18 protein-coding genes and 1 pseudogene are annotated in these 22058 nt (G+C 61.1%); 4 read left to right on the forward strand and 15 right to left on the reverse strand.

All coding sequences use genetic code 11. From position 1 onward, the window contains the following. Nucleotides 1–32 precede the first annotated feature (32 nt). Entirely contained in the window at nt 33–1364 is a 1332-nt protein-coding gene (locus tag B9A12_RS08575; protein WP_084057474.1) for a UDP-glucose dehydrogenase family protein, read from the forward strand. Between the two features lie 198 nt (nt 1365–1562). Here B9A12_RS08575 and B9A12_RS08580 read toward each other — a convergent pair whose 3' ends face one another. The 15 genes and pseudogenes from B9A12_RS08580 to B9A12_RS08650 form a co-directional block, all read right to left on the reverse strand. Continuing rightward, nucleotides 1563–3647, reverse strand: a complete 2085-nt coding sequence (locus tag B9A12_RS08580; protein WP_170920465.1) for a two-component system sensor histidine kinase NtrB — start codon at nt 3645–3647, stop codon at nt 1563–1565. A gap of 85 nt (nt 3648–3732) precedes the next feature. Further along, nucleotides 3733–4665, reverse strand: a complete 933-nt coding sequence (locus tag B9A12_RS08585; RefSeq protein WP_170920466.1) for a molybdopterin-dependent oxidoreductase — start codon at nt 4663–4665, stop codon at nt 3733–3735. 26 nt (nt 4666–4691) lie between these two features. Next, nucleotides 4692–5798 carry a phospho-N-acetylmuramoyl-pentapeptide-transferase gene (gene mraY / locus B9A12_RS08590; protein ID WP_084057477.1) on the reverse strand — a complete coding sequence of 369 codons (1107 nt, stop codon included), beginning with the start codon at nt 5796–5798 and terminating at the stop codon, nt 4692–4694. Beyond that, the gene (locus B9A12_RS08595) at nt 5795–7951 is read right to left on the reverse strand and encodes a glycosyltransferase (protein WP_170920467.1); all 2157 of its coding nucleotides are present in this window, start codon (nt 7949–7951) and stop codon (nt 5795–5797) included. Before B9A12_RS08595 ends, mraY begins: the two co-directional genes overlap by 4 nt. Before the next feature lie 15 nt (nt 7952–7966). Next, nucleotides 7967–8650: an L-threonylcarbamoyladenylate synthase gene (locus B9A12_RS08600; RefSeq protein ID WP_170920468.1), complete on the reverse strand. Its 684-nt coding sequence runs from the start codon at nt 8648–8650 to the stop codon at nt 7967–7969. Between the two features lie 319 nt (nt 8651–8969). Further along, nucleotides 8970–9506, reverse strand: coding sequence for a 5-(carboxyamino)imidazole ribonucleotide mutase (gene purE / locus B9A12_RS08605; RefSeq protein ID WP_084057480.1), 537 nt, complete (start codon nt 9504–9506; stop codon nt 8970–8972). A 17-nt stretch (nt 9507–9523) separates the two neighbouring features. Then, a complete protein-coding gene (gene purD / locus B9A12_RS08610) occupies nt 9524–10819 on the reverse strand; it encodes a phosphoribosylamine--glycine ligase (protein ID WP_084057481.1) in 1296 nt (431 codons plus the stop codon). A gap of 169 nt (nt 10820–10988) precedes the next feature. After that, nucleotides 10989–11567: pseudogene (locus B9A12_RS08615) on the reverse strand (IMP cyclohydrolase); the annotation flags it as partial. Nucleotides 11568–11662: 95 nt separating this feature from the next. Then, nucleotides 11663–12424 (reverse strand): ATP-binding protein, encoded by a 762-nt coding sequence (locus B9A12_RS08620; RefSeq protein ID WP_084057482.1) that lies wholly within the window; start codon nt 12422–12424, stop codon nt 11663–11665. 284 nt (nt 12425–12708) lie between these two features. Beyond that, entirely contained in the window at nt 12709–13635 is a 927-nt protein-coding gene (locus B9A12_RS08625) for a methylenetetrahydrofolate reductase (protein ID WP_084057483.1), read from the reverse strand. After that, on the reverse strand, nt 13632–14303 hold the full coding sequence (locus B9A12_RS08630) for a methylenetetrahydrofolate reductase C-terminal domain-containing protein (protein WP_084057484.1): 672 nt from the start codon (nt 14301–14303) through the stop codon (nt 13632–13634). The genes B9A12_RS08625 and B9A12_RS08630 overlap by 4 nt, the downstream gene beginning before the upstream one ends. 161 nt (nt 14304–14464) lie before the next feature. After that, nucleotides 14465–14929, reverse strand: coding sequence for a hydrogenase iron-sulfur subunit (locus B9A12_RS08635; RefSeq protein ID WP_084057485.1), 465 nt, complete (start codon nt 14927–14929; stop codon nt 14465–14467). Nucleotides 14930–15219: 290 nt separating this feature from the next. Next, complete coding sequence (locus B9A12_RS08640; RefSeq protein WP_245802396.1) at nt 15220–15753, reverse strand: hypothetical protein; 534 nt, start codon at nt 15751–15753, stop codon at nt 15220–15222. A gap of 71 nt (nt 15754–15824) precedes the next feature. Next, complete coding sequence (locus B9A12_RS08645; RefSeq protein ID WP_084057487.1) at nt 15825–17174, reverse strand: sigma-54-dependent transcriptional regulator; 1350 nt, start codon at nt 17172–17174, stop codon at nt 15825–15827. Between the two features lie 8 nt (nt 17175–17182). Further along, complete coding sequence (locus tag B9A12_RS08650; RefSeq protein WP_170920472.1) at nt 17183–18703, reverse strand: ATP-binding protein; 1521 nt, start codon at nt 18701–18703, stop codon at nt 17183–17185. A 533-nt stretch (nt 18704–19236) separates the two neighbouring features. Between B9A12_RS08650 and B9A12_RS08655 the strand changes: the two genes are divergently transcribed. From B9A12_RS08655 to B9A12_RS08665, 3 genes are all read left to right on the forward strand, one after another. Next, complete coding sequence (locus tag B9A12_RS08655; protein ID WP_084057489.1) at nt 19237–20142, forward strand: glycine cleavage system protein H; 906 nt, start codon at nt 19237–19239, stop codon at nt 20140–20142. A gap of 89 nt (nt 20143–20231) precedes the next feature. Further along, nucleotides 20232–20897 (forward strand): 4Fe-4S dicluster domain-containing protein, encoded by a 666-nt coding sequence (locus B9A12_RS08660; RefSeq protein WP_245802395.1) that lies wholly within the window; start codon nt 20232–20234, stop codon nt 20895–20897. Between the two features lie 73 nt (nt 20898–20970). Continuing rightward, nucleotides 20971–21831 (forward strand): CoB--CoM heterodisulfide reductase iron-sulfur subunit B family protein, encoded by an 861-nt coding sequence (locus B9A12_RS08665; RefSeq protein WP_084057490.1) that lies wholly within the window; start codon nt 20971–20973, stop codon nt 21829–21831. Nucleotides 21832–22058: the final 227 nt, after the last annotated feature.

The following is a 22058-nucleotide window of genomic DNA, read 5'->3' on the forward strand; positions in this document are numbered from 1 at the left end:
GGTAGCTTACAGCAAAGGAGAGCGACCGGACAATGAAAATAGCCATCATCGGGACGGGTTATGTGGGATTGGTAAGCGGCACCTGCTTCGCCGAATTTGGACACCAGGTGACGTGCATCGATGTGGACAGGGAAAAGATCGATGCGCTCCAGGCGGGCAGGATTCCCATCTACGAGCCGGGTCTGGAACCCTTGATCGCCAAGAACGCTCAGGCGGGACGCCTGACCTTCACCACCTCGCTGGAACCGGCGGTCGGAGAGGCGGACGTCATCTTCATCGCCGTGGGGACCCCCAGTTCCAGGCGGGGGGACGGCTATGCCGATCTGACCTACGTTTTCGAAGTGGCTCGCCAGATCGCCCCACAGCTGCGCGGCTACACAGTGGTGGTCAACAAGAGCACGGTCCCCGTGGGCACGGCCCGTCAGGTGGCACGCATCATCGCCGAAGCCAATCCGAAAGCCGATTTCCATGTGGCCAGCAATCCGGAATTTCTGAGGGAGGGAGCGGCCATCGGTGATTTCATGCGACCGGATCGGGTGGTCATCGGAACGGACGATCCCCGGGCCGAAGACATGCTCAAAGCCATCTACCGGCCCCTCTATTTGATCGAAACCCCCTTTGTCCTCACCACCATCGAGACGGCCGAGCTGATCAAGTACGCCGCCAATGCCTTTTTGGCCACCAAGATCAGCTTTATCAATGAGATGGCGAATCTGTGCGAGGAGGTGGGCGCCGATGTGCACGCCGTGGCCAAGGGCATGGGATTGGACGGGCGCATCGGGGCCAAGTTCCTGCACCCCGGCCCCGGCTACGGGGGTTCGTGTTTTCCCAAGGACACTCGAGCCCTGCTGCGCATCGCCCAGGAACACGGGGTGGCGTGCCGCATCGTGGAGGCGGTCACCGAGGTGAACGCCGCCCAAAAGGCGCGGATGGTCCGGAAGATCCGAAACGCCTTGGCCGGAAACGAAGCGGGCAAGGTGATCGCCGTGCTGGGACTGGCCTTCAAGCCGGAAACGGACGACATGCGGGAGGCCCCGGCCCTCACCATCCTTCCTGCCCTCATGGAACACGGGGCCTCCATCCGGGCCCATGACCCTCAGGCCATGAAAGAGGCGGCCAAGCACCTCCCGGAGATCACCTATTGCCCGTCGGCCTACGAAGCCTGCCGGGGCGCCGACGCGGTGGTTCTCTTGACCGAATGGAACGAATACCGGGCCCTGGATCTCGTTCGCATCCAGGGATTGCTCCGAAGCCCCATCTTCATCGACCTTCGAAACGTCTACGATCCCCAACAGATGGCGGAGCTGGGATTTCACTACGAAAGCGTGGGCCGCCCGAGCCGGCCGGCGGGCGCAGCCTGCTGACCAGAAGCTCGCCCCAAAAGGGGCCTTCTGGAAACGAGGTCCCCCAACGCCCGCCTTCTGCCGGGGCGATCCCCCGGGGTGTCGCCCCCCGAGCGCAAAGCCTCTTCACTCTCAGACCGCCGGAACACGCCCGCCAGGCTGTGCCAAGCCTTCCGTTTCCACAGGAAGGGAAGAGCCGGGACGTTTGCGGACAGCTCCTTACATTCCAGGATCGGACAAGGGCAGGTACAAAGACACCGTGGTCCCCAGACCCTGAGTGGATTCCACGAGCACCACCCCTCCGTGTCGCCGAATGATGGAGTGAACGATGGTCAGGCCCAAACCCTGTCCCTTGTCCGCCCCCCGAGGCTTGGTGGAAAAGTAGGGATCGAAGATCTTGTCCACCACCGCGGGCGGTACCCCTTGGCCGCTGTCCCGAACCTGGATGCGCACCACCTTTTCGGCGGTAAGGCCCGCCTTTTCCAAGGGGGCCCACTCATCGTCTCCTACCGCAAGCACACGCGCTTCCACTTGAACCGTGCCGCCCTGAGGCATGGCTTCCCGGCCGTTTTTCAAGACGTGGTAGAGGGCGTGGCGCAGCTGGTCCGGATCCACCCTCACCGAATTCAAGCCGTCCTCGGCCCGGGACTCACAACGCACGTTGGAACCGGCCAGGGCCAGAGAGGCGGCGTCCTCGATCAGATTCTGGATGGACGTTTCCACTTTTCGGGGCACGCCCCCTTCGGAAAAGGTGATGAGCTTTTGCGTCAGCTCCTTCGCCTGCACAGATGCCTTCTCCGCCGCCATGAGTCGTTCCGATTCGGGGCTTGTAGGCGGCAACCAGAGGCGCGCCATATTGATATTGCCGAGGATCACCGTGAGCAGGTTGTTGAAATCATGGGCAAGCCCGGCCGCCAGATGACCGATGGCTTCCAATTTCTTGGCCTTCTCCAGCTCGTCTTCCATCCGTCGGATGGGGGTCAAGTCGATGTCGAAGGAAAAGATCTCCGGCGGCCCATCGGGGGTTTGGCGAACAATCGTGCTGGAAAAGACGTCCACCGGCGTGCCATCTTTGCGCACAAACGTCTTTTCCCGGGGCTCCTCAGGCCGAAGGGAATGCATCGAGGCCGGAACGGGGTGTGACCTCTCGGGGGGTGTGTCCTCCGCCGGGTTCAGAACCTGCCAGACGTTGCTTCCGATGACCTCCTCCGCCGTATACCCATAGATCTCTTGACAAGATTTGTTCCAGTAATGGATCGTCCCCTCCGGTCCATAGCCCCGGACCGCCACCATGGGGATGGTCGTCAGAAGATAGCGGAACCGTTCTTCACTTTCCTTGAGGGCCTGCTGGCTCCTTGTCCTCTCCTTCACCTCCTCCTGGAGCGCCTGGTTGATGCGCACCAACTCCGCCGTCCGCTCCTTGACCTCCTCCTGGAGCTTTTCTTGTTGAGCCTCCAGGCGTCGGTAACTTTCCACCAGGCTCTTTTGCATGTACACAAAAGCTTCTTTGAGATCGTCCACCTCCCGGGTCGTGGCACGTACGGACGACAGGTCCAAAGATCGCACGCCGTCCTCCATGGTCTCGGGGCCCCCTGGGAGGACGTCTTTGAGCTTTTGGGTCATCCGTTGGAGTGGACGCACTTCACGGTGCACCACGAAGAAGATCCCCGCCAGCACCGTGAACAAGAGGCAGCCGGCCAGGATCAAGAGAGCGCGGCGGCTTTGCCGGGTCGCTTCCAGCACGAGACGCCGGGAAAAGCCCATGCGCAAATGCCCCAACACGGTATCCCCGTGGATCACGTCGGCGCGAACATCCAAGATTTTTTCGCCTGCACGCCCGCGCAGGTGTTGCTGGTGGACAACGGATCGGTCCAGCCGGGCTTCCTGGACAATGAGTCTCTGGGGAAACTTGGAGGCCAGGATCTGGAAAGTCCGGTCGAGCCGCACCCTGTGGGGATCGACCGAAGTATCCATATAGAAAGGCTCTCGGCTTTCCATCTCCTGGCGAGGCACAGAAAGGAGCACCCGTCCCAGCGGGTCCGTCACGCGGCAATAGAGAAGGTCCTCCCGATTGGCAAAATCATTGGACAGGGTAATGAGGACGTTGGCCCAGCTCTGGCTGTAGACAAAGGGCGAGATGCGCCGGACCGTATTTTGCGCCGTGGCCGCCATGCCCTGGAGCGCGGAAGCGCTGAGGAGCCTGTTGTGCCACCAAGAAATCAAGAAGGTGCAGGCGAGACTCACGCAGACGATGATAAGCGCCACGGAGACCGCCAGTTTATTTTGGAGTTTCCACCTCTTCATGGATTCCCTCCGTAGCGAAGGCATGCAGCGAAAAATGGTTTCGGTGGAAAGACCTCCCGCTCCACCCACGACTCCCACCGGCCGCTCAGGGATGCAGCCGCACCGCCTTGAGAAAGAAAAGGGCGGACGTTTCCCCCACCCACTGGGCCAGTTCCCCATATTCGGCCGTGGGGAGCAAGACCCAGAGCGGCCCCCCGAAGGCCACCGGCACCGGCTGCCCGTTGCATCCATTGACGATCAGGATCGGCAGACGTTCCGCCAGCTTCCAGGGAAGATGGAGCGACTTTCCCACATACGGGATGAACTCCACAGCGTACGCCCCAGAGGGATGTCCGCCCAGCACATCCCGCAGCCACAGGCCGCTCACCTGGCTGAAGGTCGGGGGGGAAGCCCAACCCTCCCGGTAGCCTTTGGGCACGGCCGTGGGGATGCGCTTAAAAATAAGCTTTTTCTTGGAGGTGGGGAAGGTGTATGGATGAGCGCGCCCGGCCGCATCCCTCACTTCCAGGGACCCCCCACAGGCATCTCCCACCCAAATGGCCTTCACATACCAGAGGTAGGCGGAAAAATCCGCCCGGCTGTCTCTGGGAAAGACGATTTTGATCGGGCCCCCCGTCATGGGCGGAATGGGTTTTCCGCCGCGCTCAAAGGCGAGAAAGGCTTTCATCTCGGCGAACCGGCTCCGGGGCATGGCCACCAGGTATTGATCTTCTGCCAAAAGGGTGATTTGCGCATCCGGAGCGACACCGAATTCTTCGAGCAACCCGTCCAGATACACCCCGCGGTAGGTATCCGGTCCCTGCGTGGGAAAGTTGGGATCTTCTGTTTCCAAAGTGGTCCACCGGTGTCGGAGAGACTCCAAGGAGACAGGCAGGGGTTCCGTTCGGCATCCTTTCGACAGATTGCCGTAGAGATCGATGTGAAGCGGAGCGTTGGCCCACGCTCTGGAAGCCACCAGCACGGCACCGGCCCACCAGGCGATTCCAAGGATCCAGAAGGCTCCCTGTCTCCTCACCACCTCTTTCCCTCCTACATCATGGTGCCTTATCGGATCTTCAAGGTGGCCAAGGCCAAAAGGGCCAGCAGCCCCGAAATGATCCACAGGCGAATGACCACCTTGGTTTCGGCAATGCCCTTGTGTTGGAGATCATGATGAAGCGGGGCTCGATAGAAGATTCTTCTCCCCAGCCACCGAACGCCGATCTTGTCCTGGATCTGGCTGGTCAGGGCCTCGGCCACAAAAAGCCCGCCAAGAATGGGGAAGAGGAACTCCTGTTTCAAAAGAACCGAGATGACCGCCATGGTCCCGCCGATGGCCAAGGAGCCCGTATCCCCCATGAAGATCTGAGCCGGATAGGCGTTGTACCAAAGAAAGCCGAGACCGGCTCCGGCACACGCCGCAGCGAAAACGGTCAATTCCCCCGCCCCCCTCAGGTAGGGATAAAAAAGATAGGACGAATAGATCGTATTGCCCTCCACATAGGCGAACACCCCCAAGACCCCGATGACAAAAAGGGACGGCGTGATGGCCAAGCCGTCCAGGCCGTCGGTCAGATTAACGGCATTGGAGACGAAGATGACAAAAAGGAAGATGAAAAACCCGTAGAGCACCGGGTGCAGGTTGAAAAGGGGGTACTTGATGAAGGGCACGTAAATGCGGGTGGCCATTTCCGGACCCATGGGCGACAAAGGGCCCACCATGGCCCAGGCGAACCCCGCACTGAAAAGGCTTTGCAGCAGCAACTTCATGCGCTCCGACATACCCCGGTTGCCGCTGCCTCGGCGGATCTTGGCATAGTCGTCCCAAACACCCATGGCCCCGTGCCACAGCATGGCAATGAGCGGGTAGAGCAAAAAGGGGCTGGTCCAGTTTCCCCACAGGCCGAGAGAGAAGACGATGGCCCCGATGATCAGCAGCCCCCCCATGGTGGGAGTGCCGCTCTTGTCGTGGACGGCCAGGCCCGTGTCCCTGTCCTGATCCTGAAAACCCAGCCGGTGCATTTCAAAGATGAAGGGGCGACTGAAGACAAACATGAAGACCGCGGCGCTCAAGGCCGCCATGATGGCCCGGAAAGTGATATAGTTGACCAGCCGCAGAAAGGAGAAGTAGTCCGAATGGTCCTGAAGTATTCTGCCGAGCTCAAAAATCATGCGTCTTTCCTTGCCCCCACCCGATTGGATCGATCCGGAAGCACTTCTTCCCGGGACGCCCCTGCCTGACGACACAAGGCCACAATGGCATTGTAGTTTTCCCGGATGGTGAAGGTGGGGCGAAAATCAGGCGCCGTGAGCAGAAACCGATTCACGGCCCGAAGCACCTCCTCACTGGGACTGAAGACCCGTCGCTCCAGCAATCGTTTGATGCCCATGAGGGCGGCGTTGCGCACCTGCCAGTGAAACGCTTGATTCAATCCAACCAAAGCCTCCAAGACCCGTCCGTCCACCCCCACTTCGCCCAAAGCCTTTGCCGCCTCCATCGCCACCTCGAAGGAGGAATCCCCGAGGCGCTCAAGCAGGGCGTCCACCCATGCGTCCTTGCCCGCCAACTGCTCCCCGAAGGCCACCACGGCCCGGCACGTTTCAGCTCGCACCTCATAGTAGGGATCCTTTAGGGCCTGCAGCAGGGCCTGTTCCACCTGGGAATCCAAATGGCCGATGACGGAAAGGGCCGTGACGATATTTCTTCGAATGAAGCCCACCTGCTCAAAATCGCCTCCCAGGAGGCGCTGGACGCGGCCGGCGGGCGTGCGGTCGCACAGCAGATGAAGCAGGGCGGGTATTTTCTCCCGGTAGCGGGTCAGCCCGATGAGCTTGACGCCCACGTTGCGGGCCTGCCACGAAGAGGCGGCGAGCAAGGCCGCCGCTCGATGCCTGTAGTAGGTGAGGTCATCCCAATCGCCCACCACCGCGGCGGGATCGTAGCCGCGGCGATCGGACGCGTAGGCCGCCTGGAGACGGCGCAGCAGCTGGGCATTGGAAAAGAAGGCGGGGCCGGTCTCCACGGCCTGCAACGGATAACCGTTGTCGTAGAGCTTGTCCCGGTAAAGTTCGCTCAAAATCCGGGCCGTGGCCTTTCGGCGGAAAAAGCCGCGGCTTTTGGTGGCCATCCGCTGGAGCCGTTCCTCGTCGTCGAGAAGCGACAGGATCCTGGTTGCCAGTTCCTGGCTGTCCACCCGGATTTCCACCTTTCCGTCCGCAAGCAAGACATCCTCGTAGAGCACCTCCGCCGCTCCGGCCTGTTTCATGGCCCGGGCGTTCATGACCTGATGATCCCCTGGAAGATTGGCTTTGGGAATCAGCAAGGCGGGCTTGCCCAGCCGAGCCAGTTCGTTGAGACTGCCCGCGCCGCTTCGGCACACCACCAGATCACTCACCGCGTACACATCGGCAATGTTGTGAAAGTAGTCCTGGCGATAATAGAAGTCGGAAAAGGTGTCCAGCGTTTCGGCCGGATAGAGTTCTCTAAGGAGTTGCTCCGTGTCTTGCGCGGCATGGTAGTCGGCGGACTGGGAAAGTCCCGTTCCATGGATGATGAAGATTCGATGCCGATGGGGGGCCAGGTACGCCAGGGCTTCCACCAGGGCTCGATTGATGGTTCGCGCCCCCTGGGAACCTCCGAACACGAAGACAACCCGCCGGTGGGGCGGCAGACGGAATCCGAGCCTTTGAAGGGCCTCTTGGCGGGACACGGACCCGATGGCGTGGCGCACCGGGTAGCCCACCACCACACCGTTTTTGGGAAAGTAGGACAGGGTCTGGGGAAAGGTGAGAAGCACCCGGTCCGCCCAACGACCCAGGAGCCCGTTCATCTGTCCCGGCACACTGTTTTGTTCGTGCAGATAGATGCGCACCGGGGCTACGCGAACCAGTCGCAGCAGGATGGCCGACGCCACAATGGGAACGCTCACATAGCCGCCTGTGGCCAGGATCCAATGCGGTCGGAACCGCAGGAGAAGTCCCGTCGCCCGAAGCATCCCCCATCCCACGGCGAAGACAAACCGAATCAAGGCCATGGATGGGCGCAACCCGGGAAACCCCCGGGAAGAGACGAACGCCAAGGGGTAGCCCGCCCGCTTGACAATCACGGCCTCGGCCTTACCCCGGACTCCCACGTACAAGAAGCGCGTGTCGGGCTCCCGGGCCTTGATGGCCTCGGCCACGGCCAAAGCCGGGTTCACGTGGCCGCCGGTGCCGCCGCCCGTCAGCACCACTCGCTTGGGCCCCTCCAGGCTCCGCCGCCAGGCCCACGAGGCCAGCAGACCGGCCGCCAGGAAAAAGATCGAAGTGATGGCAAGAAAAGTCAAAAGGATATCCACGCCCTAATCAGCGGACCCCGCGGGTTCCACACCGAGTATCCGCGCCACGCCCGTTGGGTCCACCGCCCCCCGGCGCACGCACCGCCATCTCGGCATTTCGCCCGGAAAGAGCTCCACCACCGTGGACGGCACCTCTTTTTCCAGCAGGCCTCCGTCCAGCAAACCGTCCACGCGTTGGAGCAGGGTTTTGGAAAGCTTGTTCGGATCGCGCACCGGGGGCTCTCCCGACAGATTGGCGCTGGTGGCCACAATCCAGCCTCCACAGGCATCCGCCAGTCGCTTGGGAACCGGATGGGAACTGATGCGCAAGGCAATCGTCCCCTGCTGGGAAACCAGATCGCGGGGAAACCCGGGAGCCGCCGGCAAGACCAGTGTTAGAGGGCCCGGCCAGAAGGCATCGGCCAGGGCCTGGGCCCACGACGGCCACCAGGCAACCGCCCTTCGTACTGCTTCCAGATGGGCAGCCACCAGCGGCAGGGGCTTTCCCACGGGGCGATCCTTTATGGAAAAGATTCTCCCAATCACCTTCTCATCCATGGGACAGCCCCCCAGCCCGTAGACCGTTTCGGTGGGAAAGACCAGCACCCCCCCTCGGCCCACGAGCCTCAAGGCCTCTTCCGGCACCCGCCCCTGATCGATTCGCCACCGGCGCAAGTTCTTTACGCAGCCCATGTCCCCGGAGCCCACACCTTAAGGGACCCTCCTTCCAATGAGCAACCTGCTCTTTTTCAATAACACGATCTTTCCTGTGAGCGAAAGAAGAAGGGCAGGGGGGGCGTTTATCGGAGTTCGCCAGTATCTTCTTATGAGCCTGTCTGGCAATGGCCTTTGAGCCTTTTGGTGGATTTCTAGCTGACTGAAATTCCACCGGTCCTGTGGCTCTTTTTGAGCCTTGTAGGGGCGGGTTCCGAAGCCGCCCCTACGGCTGAAACGCCAGGCCGGCACCACGGCCCGGCTGGTAGTCCCAACCTTCCGCTCGCACAAGAAGGCTGCAACCTGGGCGTTTTCAATCAAGCTCTTGGAACCGGACGCGCACGGCGGGGTCGATCTTTTCGTTTCGTTGGAGCACCCCCTGGGCCATGTCCGCTTTGTGCTCTTGGAGGCGATGGGCCAGGACGGGGTCGGCCGTGGCCAGGATCTGCACGGCGAAAAGCGCCGCATTGCGGGCCCCCCCCTTGCCCACGGCCATGGTGGCCACCGGGATGCCCGGCGGCATCTGAACGGTGGCCAAAAGGGCGTCCATACCATGGAGCGGTGAAGAATCGATGGGAACCCCGATGACCGGAAGCGCGGTCTTGGACGCCAGGACTCCGGCCAGGTGGGCGGCCCACCCGGCACCTGCGATGAGCACCTTGAGGCCGCGCTCAGCCGCATTGGCCGCGTACCGGGCCGCCTGCTCCGGAGTGCGATGGGCGGACAAGATCGCCATCTCAAAGGGCACCCCAAATTGGCGAAGCACTTCGGCGGCGGCCTCCATCACCGGCAGATCCGAATCGCTTCCCATCAGAATGCCCACCAGTGCCTTGTTTTCGTGCACCTGCATCCTCTCCCCCGACGGATCTACTCTTTGCCGATGTCACTTCGATAATACATCCCCTGGAAGGAAACCTTGGCCATCTCCCGGTAGGCGATCTCACGGGCTTCACTCAGGCTTTCGCCCGTGCTGACGATGCAAAGGACGCGGCCTCCCGTGGTCACGAGCTCCCCGTCCTGCCCCCAGCCGGTCCCGGAATGGAAGACCAGACAGCTCGGGTCCACCGCATCCAGCCCTCGGATGGGCACTCCGATCTTGTAGCGTTCGGGATATCCCTTGTACCAGCCTTTCTTCCCCTTGGTTCGGCCGCTTACGGCGATCAGGCACAACCGGTAGCGCGGATCCCACTGGAGTTCCATTTCCTTGAGCCTTCCCGTCAGAATGGCCTCCGACACCTCCACCAGGTCCGTTTGCAGCCGGGGTAGGATGACCTGCGCTTCCGGGTCCCCCAAGCGGATATTGATTTCCAACACGTACGGCATGATGCCGTCCGCTTCCTCCACCAACATGAGCCCCAGGTAGAGGATCCCACGATACAGGATGTGGTACGTTTCCCGAAGGCCCTGAATGAGCGGCTCGGCCACCCGCTCCATGATGGTCTTGACCAGGGCGTCGTCCAACCACGGATGGGGGGAATAGGAGCCCATGCCGCCGGTGTTCTTTCCCTCGTCGTTGTCACGGGCGCGCTTGTAGTCCTGGGCCGCCACCATGGGCACGAGGGTGTAGCCGTCCGAAAAGCAGAAAAAGGACAGTTCTCGTCCGTACAGGCGCTTTTCGATGTCCACCCGGGCGCCCGCTTCGCCGAAGATCCTCTTTTCCATGATCTGGTGGATGGCCTCTTCGGCATCGGCCACATCATCGCAGACCAGGGAGCCCTTTCCGGCGGCGAGCCCATCGGCCTTGACCACCACCGGATATCCCACGGAGCGCACGTAGTCGCGAGCCTTGTGGGGATCCGAAAAGACCTGGAATTCCGGAATCGGAATCCCCAGTTCCCGCAGCATGACCTTGGTGTCGCACTTACTCGATTCCAGCCGACTGGCCCTTTGATTGGGCCCGACGATGGACAGTCCCCGACTTTCAAACAGATCCACAATGCCCGCCGAGAGGGGGCTTTCCGGTCCCACGAAGGTCAGGTCGATCCCTTCCTTTTCCGCAAAGGCCGCCATCTGTTCCGGAGTCCGGGCGTCCACGCATTCCGCCGTCTGAGAGATCCCCGCGTTTCCGTGAGCCACATACACCTTGCGAACCCGATCGCTTTGGGTGAATTTCCATGCGATGGCATGGTCCCGCCCGCCGCTGCCGACCACAAGAACCTTCATGCTCTCCCTTCCATTGTCCGTTTAACGCTGTGATCGTGCGATGCCGCCGTCCCCATCGCCCCTTCAGGCGGAATGGAAAAGCGGGGATCTTGCCCCGCTCTTGGCGTCCAGCCCGCACACCCTCCACCGGAAGCGGCGGCGCATTTCAGCTCCCTTCACAGACCCGTTTCAAATAGCTGCAGATGGCCCCGTCATAGCCATGGGTCAGGCAAAAGGCCTTGGCGGCCAGCCGAAGGCGCGTCTCCTTGGACAGGGAACCGCCGCTGCGCTCCATCTCCTCCAGAACGCCTTCATAATCCGCCGGGTCGGTGACCACCGCCACGTGGGCGTTGTTCTTGGCCGCGGCCCGTATCAAGGTGGGCCCTCCGATGTCGATGTTTTCGATGGCCTCTTCCAATGTGCACCCGGGCTTGGCCACCGTCTGCTCGAAGGCGTAGAGGTTCACCACCACCATGTCGATGGGCTCGATGCCCTGCTCGGCCATGGTGCGCCGGTGTTCTTCCAGATCGCGTCTTGCCAGGATCCCCCCATGGATCTTGGGATGCAACGTCTTGACGCGGCCGTCGAGAATTTCCGGAAACCCCGTGAAGTCGCTCACATCCTCAACCTGCAGGCCGCCTTGGCGCAGCATCTTCGCCGTTCCCCCCGTGGACAGGATCTTCACCCCATGGCGGGCCAGGCCCTGGGCGAACTCCACAACCCCCGACTTGTCCGTCACACTCACTAAGGCCCTCTTGATGACCGTCATGACAGCCCCCTTTCGCACCCGGGGCAAAACCGCGGCCCGGTTCATGGATCCGGCGCCCGGGCCGGCGTCACCCCATTGTCTTCCGCTCAGGCGCCTCAAGCCGCCGCTTCGGCCTGAGGCAGCACCTTGTCGAAGATGGCGTAGGCTTCCCGAACCACCGCTGCATCGGCCGGCAGTTGGCTGGTGGGCTTTCCCTCCATATCGAACTGGGCCAGCATGGGATCGGCCGGAAGAACGTAGATGCCGTCACCGAAGAGATCTCTCACGTCTTGAGGCCAGCCTTGCGGCGGTTCCTGAACCTGATTGACCACCAGGATGCGGTGGCCCACCCGCATGGGCAGGGAGTCCACCAACTGTGCGATACGACAGGCCGCCATGAGCCCCCGGCGGCTGGGATCGGAAACCAGCAGCAACAAATCCACGTCCTTTTGAGTCAACCGGCTGAAGTGCTCCATCCCTGCTTCGTTGTCGATGACCAGGTAGTCGTAATTTTTCATCAATCGGTCCAGCAGGCTGCTCAGCAGATTGTTGGCCGCGCAGTAACAGCCCGGACCCTCCGGACGGCCCATGGCGATCAGGTCGAAGCCATCCCCCTCCACAAGGGACTGCTCCATCTTCATCTCCATGAAGATGTCCTTGGTCATGCCCACGGGAACATCCTTTTTCATCATTTCCCGGGCATCGGAAAGCGTCTCTTCCACAGGGACCCCCAACACCTCGTTGAGGTTGGAATTGGAATCCGCATCCACGGCCAGGACGGGCTTTCGCCCACTTTCGATGAGATAGCGGATCACCAGCCCCGCCAGGGTCGTCTTGCCCGTTCCGCCTTTGCCACCCAGTGCGATTGTCAGGCCCACTCGTGTCCTCCTTGATCGGTCTGTCTTTGAGATCTTCAAGCCGCATCATCCTATTCAGGCCCTTGGGGAGTGTCAACCGCAGGCCTCTGGAACCAAGCTCCCACAACTCTTTCTCTTTTCAAGAAATCCCGGACGGGGGCGAGGGCGGAGACCGGCGCACCGCCTCCAACCGATTGGACCCACCCGCTGGTGCAGCCATGTCCCGGTGGGCCGGCGCCACCAAAAAAGGCGGGGTGCTCCCGCCTTTTTTGGTGGCCTTAATTTTGGATGAAGCCGCTTGGAGATCAATCCACTTTGGGCCGCGGCAAGAGGCCCGCCGCCTCCAGGATCTCAGGCACCTTGTGTTCCCATTCGATGGCCATGAGGTGGATGCCGGCCACGCCGGGCATCTCCCGCATTTCCTGGATCTGTTCCACGGCAATCTTGATGCCTTCCGCCGCTTGTTTCTTCTTTTCCACGCCTTTCAGACGCTCGATGTAGTAGTCGGGCACATCCAAGCCGGGCACGAACTTGGCCATGTAGCGGGCCATGCCCACGGACTTGAGAGGTGTGATACCGGCCATGATGTAGCACTTTTCCGTCAGACCCTCTTCGTGCGCCATGTGCATGTATTTACGCCATTTATCCATGTTGTAGATGCACTGGGTCTGGACGAAGTCCACGCCGGCATCGATCTTTTTGGCAAGGCGCGTGACGCGGAACTCGAAGGGATCGCCGAAGGGATTGGCCGCGGCGCCGATAAAAAACTTGGCCACCCCTTCGCATTCCTGGCCGCTCAGCATCTTGCCCTCATCGCGAAGCATTTTCACGATGGAAATGAGCTGGACCGAGTCCACATCGAAGACGTTCTTGGACTGGGGATGATCGCCAAACTTGTTGTGATCGCCCGACAGACACAGAACATTGCGGATTCCCAGGGCGTACGCACCCAGCAGATCGCTCTGCATGGCGATGCGGTTGCGGTCCCGGCAGACCATTTGCAAATTGGGCTCCAGCCCCATGTCCACCAACAGCTTGCACACGGCCACACTGGACATGCGCACCACAGAGGTCTGGTTGTCGGTCACATTGATGGAGTCCACCACGCCCTTCAGGTAGCTGGCCTTCTTCTCCACGGCCTCCACACTCGCACCCCGGGGAGGACCCAGCTCGCCAGTGACCGCAAAATGCCCGCTGGTCAAGACCTTTTCCAGATTGCTTCCGGCTTTCATAGCTTCAAATCCTCCCTCACGATCTTGCGTGGACCACCATCCCGGCTCGTCGACCAATCCTTGATGGGAAAGACGTTACGGAGCTTTTCCACCTGGCCCAGCTCCACCATGCGGTCGTAGATCAAATGCCAAATGCAATCGATCTCCGGGCTCACTTCGCACTGTTTGTTGGCCGAGCCGCCGCACGGACCATTCATCAGGCTCTTGGAACACCGGGCGATGGGACACAGGCCGCCGAAGTTGTGGATGATGCAATTGCCGCAGGACTGGCAGAACTCCGCCCACACACCATGTTCCAGGGCGCCGCCGATGAAGGTGGTGTTGAGCATGGGGAAGACCTGAATGGGATACTTCTTGGCGATGAACTGCGGTCCCACGCTGCAAGCCATGGAAAGAACCGCATCAAAGCCGTTTTCCTGGAGCATGGGGCCCAATTGATCCACATACTCCGGATCGCATTGGCGTTCCAAGGTGTGTTCCACCACCTCCAGGGGGTTCCCTGCCTTCTTTCTGGCGATCCGAAGGGCGGAGGCCAAGATGCCCACCTCCTTGGTTCCTCCGGCACAGCAGACCGTCACGCAACCCTTGCAACCGACCAGAAGGACCTTCTTAAAGTCGGCGACCATCGCAAGGATCTCTTCGATGGGTTTGCGTTCTGCAACAACCATGGGTCCTTTCCTCCCCCGGCATACCTCCCAGCATGCCTTACCAAATGACCGGTCACATCCTCTCTAGTGCGCCCGAAGGGAGCCGCACCACCATACTTACCTGGGTTTCGCCGTCTCCGCGCCCCGTGGGCGATGAACGGATGAAAAAAGGACGCATCACCTCAAACGCCCAGGGCTACTTGTTCGGAATCGCTGCCCCCAAAATCACAGTCCGGCATCGGCCCCACTGGTGACGGGCCGAGACCCCGGATCCTTTCGGTCATCTGCCGGGCGGCGGCGGCAAAACCGGGACCATCGGAAGCCGATACATGGAACATCTCCACCCGCTCCGGCTCCAAGCCCACCTCTTCCAAGATCTTCTTGACGGCCGCCACTCGTCGCTTGGCCTTCAGATTGCCGTTTTGAAAATGGCATTCGCCTTCGTGGCATCCGGCCACGTAAACTCCATCGGCGCCGTCCTCAATGGCCTTGAGCAGATGCAGCATGTCCACCCGGCCGGTACACGGCACGTTGACTATGCGCACATTGGGCGGATAATCCAATCGCATCGAACCTGCCAGGTCCGCCGCCGTGTAGGCTCAATACATACAACAGAAAGCCACAATGCGAGGCTCGAAGTTATCCATCATCCTGCTTCTTCTGGTGGGGGTTCAGATAACGGTCCGTCCATGCCCGCCCCATCACGTCCTTGGCCGCCATCGCCCTCTGGGCCCGAAGGCGCCGGGTGGAGGACGGCTGCACATGAGAAGGTGGCGAAATGGGACAATTTTCACGCACTCAGCATATATCGGATGGGTATTCCTTTGTCAAGCTGAGAGCCCCATGTGCTGTCCGTCTCTTGCCAGGCCAGGTGATCCGCGGTGGCCCCCTGAAAGAACCGTCCGCTCCCGGGGCTCTCACGAGTCTCATTTCATGTTCATAGGGGCTTTTCCTTAGGGTGAGCCAAGGCATGAACCGCCCGATTGAACAGAAAGAGACACCGGGAACACAAACGGATGTCCGAGCGATCCAGGTGGCTGACAGAGGGGCTGAAACACATGAGGCACCCGGGCGTATCGCAATGGTAGATCTCCAAGGTATGGCCCAGCTCATGCAAAGCCACCTTCACCAGGCGCTCGTAATAGCGATCCAAGGGCACTTCGCTGCCGTCCGGGTTTGTCCTGAGCCGCGCCCCCGACACCAGGGCCAGGCGCCCGCCCATCTGAGCTTCCCCAAAGACGAATTGAAGGATCGGTACACAAAGATCCACGGAGACCAGCCCGATGATCCGCGCATGGCTGTTCAGTTCGCTCCAGCCGGCCATGTGAGCGATGATCCTGGAAGCGTCGTATTGGCGCCGGTCGCCCAGATAGGCGGATGGGGGCAGCGGGCGCGGCTCCAGGACATCCGTGGCCAGTCCGGACACCGCTTGCACGTTGGCCGCCACGATGCGCAGCGCCACCCCTCCCACGTTCCCCAAAGGAACCACCCCGACCGCACCCCGGGCCCCGGGAGATCTCCTGTGTGCATGGGTTCCGTCCGTCACCCGTTCACCCGCAAACCGTACTTTTTGATCTTGTTGTGCAGCGTGGTCCGATTGATCTCCAGGAGCCTGGCGGCCCGGCTGATGTTGCCTCCGCACAGGGAAAGAACCCGCTGGATGTGAAGCCGCTCCATCTCCTTAAGAGAATGGGGTTCGCCGGGGGCGCCCCCCCGAAAGAGAAAGCCGAAGTCGTCCCGCTGGAGCCTGCGTGCCTTGGCGAGCACCACGGCACGCTCCACCGCGTTCTCCAGCTCCCTCACGTTGCCCGGCCAATCGTAGGCACACAGCCGATCCAGAGCCTCCGGGTCAAAGCCCTCCACCGGCTTGTTGGTCTCCCGGCGGAACTTGGCCAGAAAGTGCTCGGCCAAAACCGGAATGTCTTCCCGACGTTCCCGCAGCGGGGGCACCTGGATCTCGATCACGTTCAGCCGAAAATAGAAATCCTGTCGGAAATGGCCCCGCTCTATCTCGTGAGTCAGGTTGCGGTGCGTGGCGGAGATAAGCCGAAAATCCACCGGTATCTCCCGGGTCCCGCCCACCCGGTGGATACGCCGCTCTTCCAGAACCCGCAGAAGATCCACCTGCATCTTCATGGGGATCTCCCCGATCTCATCGAGAAACAGGGTCCCTCCATGGGCGATCTCCAGGCGGCCCTTCTTGGCCTTGGCGGCCCCCGTGAAAGATCCCACCTCGTGGCCGAAAAGCTCGCTTTCCAGCAGGCCTTCCGTAAAGGCCCCGCAGTTGATGGGCACGAAGGGGCCGAAACGCCTGGGACTGCGGGCGTGGATGGCCTTGGCCACCAGCTCCTTGCCCGTGCCCGTTTCGCCGCGGATGAGGACGGGCGAATCCACGGCGGCCACTTCCTCGATGAGCTGGAAAAGGGCCTGCATGGGCTCCGAAACGCCCACGATGTCCTGGTAGCGTTCGGCAACGGCTGTGGCGATCTGTTCCCTGAGAAGGATGTTTTCGTCGATGAGTCGCTTGTGTTGCTGGAGCTTTTCCACCAGCAGGGTGAGCTGTTCCGGCTCAAAGGGCTTCATGAGATAGTCGTTGGCGCCCAATTTCATGGCTTCCACCGCCGTTTCCACGGATCCGTAGGCCGTGATCATCACCACCATGGTGGACGGGTAGCGCTCCTTGACCTGCTTGAGCACCTCCATACCGCTCACATCGGGCATCTTGATGTCCAGGAAGATGAGATCAAAGTCCTCCCGTTCCAGGCGCTCCAGGCCTTCTTGTCCCCGGGAAGCCGCCTCCACGCGGTAGCCGCCCTTTTTGAGCCAGCCCACCAGGGATTCTCGAACAATCAGTTCATCATCGACGACCAAGATCTTGAAACGTCCCGTCATGATCTTCCCTATTCCCTCCCAGTATCCTTTTGGCACGGGAAACGGACCATGAAGCAGGCCCCCTCGCCCACTCGGCTCTTCACATAGATGGTGCCGCGATGTTCTTTCACAATGCCGTAGACCACGGAAAGCCCCAGTCCCACCCCCTTGTCCTGGCTCTTGGTGCTGTAAAAGGGCTCAAAGATCTGGGACATCTTCTCCTGGGGAATCCCGACGCCCGTGTCGGCCACTTCCAGCCGCACTTCGCCACGATCCCGGTCGTGGATGGTCCGAACGCTCAGGCGCCCCCCCTCGGGCATGGCTTCCATGGCATTGAAAAGCAGGTTGATCACGCACTGCTGAATCTGGCCGGGATCGCCTTCCATTTCGGGCAGGTCTTCTTGAAGATCGAGCACCAGCTCGATGTGTTGCAGTTCCATCTTGTGCTGGCTGAGCAACACCACGCGATGCACCACCTCATTGAGCTGAAAGAGCCGTTTTTCCAGCTTCTGTTGGCGGGAAAAGGAGAGGAGATTCCCCACGATGGCGCTGCACCGGGCCGATTCCGTATCGATGAGATTCAGGTAATACTTGAATTGCTCCAGGTCTTCTGGACTCAGCCCCTGTTCCAACTGCCGGCTCATGAGCCGGGCCAGGGCGTGGATCCCGGAAAGTGGGTTGTTGATTTCGTGCACGGCGCTGGCCACCAACTTGCCCAAAGCGATCATCTTGTCTTCGTGGATAAGCCGGGCCAGGTCCCGTTTGAGGGCCCGGGTCTTTTGTTCCAGCTTCTGCTCCAATTCGTCGGTGATGTCCCGCAGAACCTCCAGGACCAGTTCCACAGAGCCTTTGCGGTTCTTGAGCGGCACCGTGGTGATCTCGCAATAGCGCACGGCGTTGCCGTGGCCGTAGTGTTCGTGGATCGCATGGCCGGTTCCCCCGCTCTGCAGACATTCATCCAGCGGGCAGTGCAGTCCGTTTTCCGCACAAGGGGTGAGGCTTCTGTGGGTGATCTGGTGACAAAAGGCGCCGATGACGTCGTCTTTGTCCATGCCCACCCATTCCAGGAAGGCGTCGTTGGCGTCCAGAATCTTTCGATCGGGGCGCATGATGAGCACTCGGTCCCGGATGCTGGAAAAGATACTGTCCGCAATGCCTTCAATGAGCTCCAGCTGGCGTTCCCGGAAAAGGTATTCTTCCTGGAACCGGATGAGGTCCCCGAAAAGGCGGGAAATGGCCGCCTCCAGCACCCGGACCTTGGCGGGCGAATGCCGTAGAAAGTCCTCCAGGAGCTCTTCATTGCCGGTGAACTCGATGACCAGGTCCAAGTCCGGAATCTTGTAAAAGTCCCGGTAGTCCGCCGTGGTCTCAATCCCCATGGCCCGGGCCAGGCGAACGCCCTCCGCCGAATCGTCCGGATCGGCCACGGCCACGATCTGGGCCTTCAGGCGGGGAAAGCGGCGGGCATCCATCATCTCCAAAAACGCCCGGCACCGCTTCCCACCGCCGATGACCGCGATCTTCATGGGCCTTTGGGAAGCCTCTTCCATGGATGTCCCCCTTTCCAGAGCCGACCGCCATGCCGAAAAAATAAACAGGCTGTCGTAATTTTCATCAAGTGCTCCCCCGCCCCGTCCGCCCAGCTCGGGGAGGGAAAGGCGCACGGCACCTGGCCAAGAATTAGACAACCGACGGCCCGGGAAACCAAGCCTTTTTTCCCTTGCCGCGTCCTTTTTCCCACGGCGAGGAAAAAAAAAGCAAGATCGGTGCGCAAGGCCTGTGGGGCCCCGAACGGTTGGTGGAAAACACGCTTCTTGGGACCTTTTACCCTCTTTTTTGACAGCCTCGAGACAGAAACGACCTTTATTTCCAATGGCTTGTCGTTTTTTGGGGTCGGCGGGATGCACCCCGCCCCCATGGGCTCCCAGAACGCCATGGCCCGGAGCATGGCGCCTTGTCATGGCAGCGAGGGGACCGCACACCCATACGAGGACCTCTGCGCGTATTTTCTTTCGGCTGCCTGGAATGGAAATTGCTCACACTCAGCGATGCAGAAAATCCTAAACGCGGGGAGGGTGAGGCCATGAAGGAAAAAGTCGCCAGAAAGAGGCAAAGGATCCAGGTCTTCGGCCTGGAAGAGGAACATCCCTGTGTGTGGATGAAGGCGGGGGTCATCAATTTCAAGCTCTGCGACAATGCCTACGATTGTCTGACCTGCGCGTTCGACAAGGCCATGAGCAGACGCCTGGAAGCGGGGGACGGTCGGCTGGAAAGCTGGCGAAAGCCCTACTTGGCCAAGCTCTATGGCCAAAAGGAATGCCGTCACATGCTCTCCACGAGTGTGCCTTTCCGGTTTTGCGGCAACGCCTACGACTGTGCCACCTGCGAGTTCGATCAGATGCAGGAAGACCGAGTGCTTACAGGCGAGATCGGAAGGCCGGCAGTTCGGAATGTGGCCGGTTTTTATCTGGCGGACCAGACCTATTATCACCGGCGCCACACATGGGCCCGGTTGGAGCACGGTGGGTTGGTGCGATTAGGTGTTGATGATTTCGCCATGCGCCTGCTAGGATACTTCAACCAGGTTCGTCTTCCCCGCCTGGGGGCCCATGTGGAGCAGAATCGACCGGCCTGGAGCTTGCGTCGGGAAGACAAGATCGCTCTTTTGGTTTCCCCCATGGACGGGGTGGTGGTGGCCCGAAACCACGAGGCCATGGAGGCGCCCGATCGGGCCAAGCGGGATCCTTACGGAAACGGCTGGCTGCTGGTCATTCAACCGACGCATCTCAAGCGCGACCTCCAAGAGCTCTATTCCGGCGACGCGGCGCAAAACTGGCTCCTCGCGGAAACCCATCGGCTGGAATCGCTCGTTGCCCCGGACACGGATCTGCCCCTGGCGGCCACCGGTGGTGAGATGATCGAGGATATCTATGGCAATGTGCCTCACCTTAGCTGGGATCGTCTGGTGGAGGAGTTCCTGCGGCCGTGATCATGGAGGCAATACCGGATACAAATGGGGTTTGTCGGGAGCAGGGCCACGGCCCGCTCTCGATTTTTTTGTTTGAAGGGAGGTACCCTATGGAGGACGGTTTGAACGAGGCTCGCCTTGGCGTGAATTATGACATGGCTCAAGAGGTTTTCGAAAAGAGCGGGATCCAACCTACCGTCTGTTACCAGTGTCGAAAGTGCACCAGCGGCTGCCCCCTGACCTTTGCCATGGATTATACTCCGGACCAGATCGTGCGGTTTCTCATTTTGGGCTTGGAAGAGCGAGTCCTTGCAAGCCGCACCATCTGGGTCTGTTCTTCGTGCGAAACGTGCACGACGCGCTGTCCCAATGACATCGACATCGCGGGCCTCATGGATCATCTCAAGGAGGAAGCACACGCCCGCGGGATCGTGCCCCCCGAGTGCAGGACGGTGCGCGCCTTCCATCAGGCCTTCCTGGACGATGTGGCCCGCCGGGGCCGGGTGTTCGAAGCGGGACTGCTCCAACGCTACATGCTCACAAGCGGAGCCTGGAAGGACCGTCTGGCCGATGGAACCCTGTGGAGCGACGTCCGTATGGGTTGGGCGCTTCTCCGAAGGGGCCGCCTGCCCCTAAAGCCCCAAGGGGTTCGGGCCCGTGAAGAGATCCGGCGGATTTTCCAAAACGCCGGCAAACCGCAGCCCGTCTCCCAACCCTCGGAGGCCCCATCTCCATCGAACCAGTCCGCTTCCGAGAATCCAGAGGCGCCCAACTGACCCCCGGGCCTTTCCCCCTTGGCGGCGGCCATGTGGGATTCGGCGCTTGAGATAGGGAGCACAAGGAGACACCATGGAGACTGTTGGCTACTACCCCGGCTGTTCCCTGGAAGGAACGGCACGCGATTACGCCGCCTCTATCCAGGGCGTGTGTGAAATGCTCCACGTGGAACTTCGCGAACTGGACGACTGGAACTGCTGCGGGGCCACGGCCGCCCACAGCCTCAACCGCCGGCTGGCCGTGGAGCTCCCGGGTCGCAACCTGGTCCTGGCCGAAAAGCAGGGCCTGTCGGAGCTGGTGGTTCCTTGCGCCCTGTGCTTCAACCGCTTGAAAACGGCGGAAAAGGCGCTCCTGGGACCCCAAGCCCACCGGTTTTCGCTCTCCTATGAGGGTTCCGTGCACGTGGTGGACCTGCTCGATTTTCTCGCCCGGCCCAAACGGATCCGATGGATGAAAACCCACCGGGTGCGTTCCTTGGAAGGACTCCGAGCCGTCTGCTACTACGGCTGCATGGTGAATCGACCTCCCAAGGTGACGAACGCTCCCTCCTGGGAAAACCCCACCAACATGGACGACCTCTTGTCCGCTCTGGGCGTCCAGGTATTGGACTGGCCCTTCAAAACGGACTGCTGCGGCGCCAGCCACTCGGTCGGCCGCCCGGACTTGGTAACCACCCTCACCGGAAGGCTCTTTTCCCGGGCCCTGGCCCAGGGCGCCAACTGCATCGTGGTCTCCTGCCAGATGTGTCAGGCCAATCTGGACATGTTCCAGGAACGGGTCGCGCGGGAACGGAAAGAGGCTTTCCACCTTCCCGTCTTCTACTTCACCGATTTGATGGCTTTGGCCCTGGGAGACCCCCGTGCCGCCGGCTGGGCGCGCCGGCACCTGGTGGACCCGATGCCGCTCCTGGAGGCCTTGGGCCTGGCCGTGTAGGCGGCCGTCACGAAGGCCCGCCACAACGAGGAATCAAAGCCGTGACGAACGATGCCCGCCGGGAGAAAAGGTCCCAGCGAAGGCCTGAGGCTGGGGGTGGCCCCCCAGAGGAGACCCGGATCCCGCCCCCACAGGGCCGAGGCCCAACACTCGTTTCGGATCACGCACGACGACTTTCACCTGACCAACCGACTGGAATGGAGACCTTTCACAACCACCGTGGAAGA

Origin of the sequence: Desulfacinum hydrothermale DSM 13146 (genome assembly GCF_900176285.1) — a bacterium.
GTDB lineage: Bacteria > Desulfobacterota > Syntrophobacteria > Syntrophobacterales > DSM-9756 > Desulfacinum > Desulfacinum hydrothermale.

Bases quoted from the DNA above. Each gene is read 5' to 3' on its own strand.
- purD (WP_084057481.1), bottom strand. From the start codon at position 10,819: ATGAAGGTTCTTGTGGTCGGCAGCGGCGGGCGGGACCATGCCATCGCA.
- purE (WP_084057480.1), bottom strand. From the start codon at position 9,506: ATGCAGGTGCACGAAAACAAGGCACTGGTGGGCATTCTGATGGGAAGC.
- B9A12_RS08655 (WP_084057489.1), top strand. From the start codon at position 19,237: ATGAAGGAAAAAGTCGCCAGAAAGAGGCAAAGGATCCAGGTCTTCGGC.
- B9A12_RS08660 (WP_245802395.1), top strand. From the start codon at position 20,232: ATGGAGGACGGTTTGAACGAGGCTCGCCTTGGCGTGAATTATGACATG.
- B9A12_RS08650 (WP_170920472.1), bottom strand. From the start codon at position 18,703: ATGGAAGAGGCTTCCCAAAGGCCCATGAAGATCGCGGTCATCGGCGGT.
- B9A12_RS08625 (WP_084057483.1), bottom strand. From the start codon at position 13,635: ATGAAAGCCGGAAGCAATCTGGAAAAGGTCTTGACCAGCGGGCATTTT.
- B9A12_RS08630 (WP_084057484.1), bottom strand. From the start codon at position 14,303: ATGGTTGTTGCAGAACGCAAACCCATCGAAGAGATCCTTGCGATGGTC.
- B9A12_RS08575 (WP_084057474.1), top strand. From the start codon at position 33: ATGAAAATAGCCATCATCGGGACGGGTTATGTGGGATTGGTAAGCGGC.
- B9A12_RS08580 (WP_170920465.1), bottom strand. From the start codon at position 3,647: ATGAAGAGGTGGAAACTCCAAAATAAACTGGCGGTCTCCGTGGCGCTT.
- mraY (WP_084057477.1), bottom strand. From the start codon at position 5,798: ATGATTTTTGAGCTCGGCAGAATACTTCAGGACCATTCGGACTACTTC.
- B9A12_RS08665 (WP_084057490.1), top strand. From the start codon at position 20,971: ATGGAGACTGTTGGCTACTACCCCGGCTGTTCCCTGGAAGGAACGGCA.
- B9A12_RS08645 (WP_084057487.1), bottom strand. From the start codon at position 17,174: ATGACGGGACGTTTCAAGATCTTGGTCGTCGATGATGAACTGATTGTT.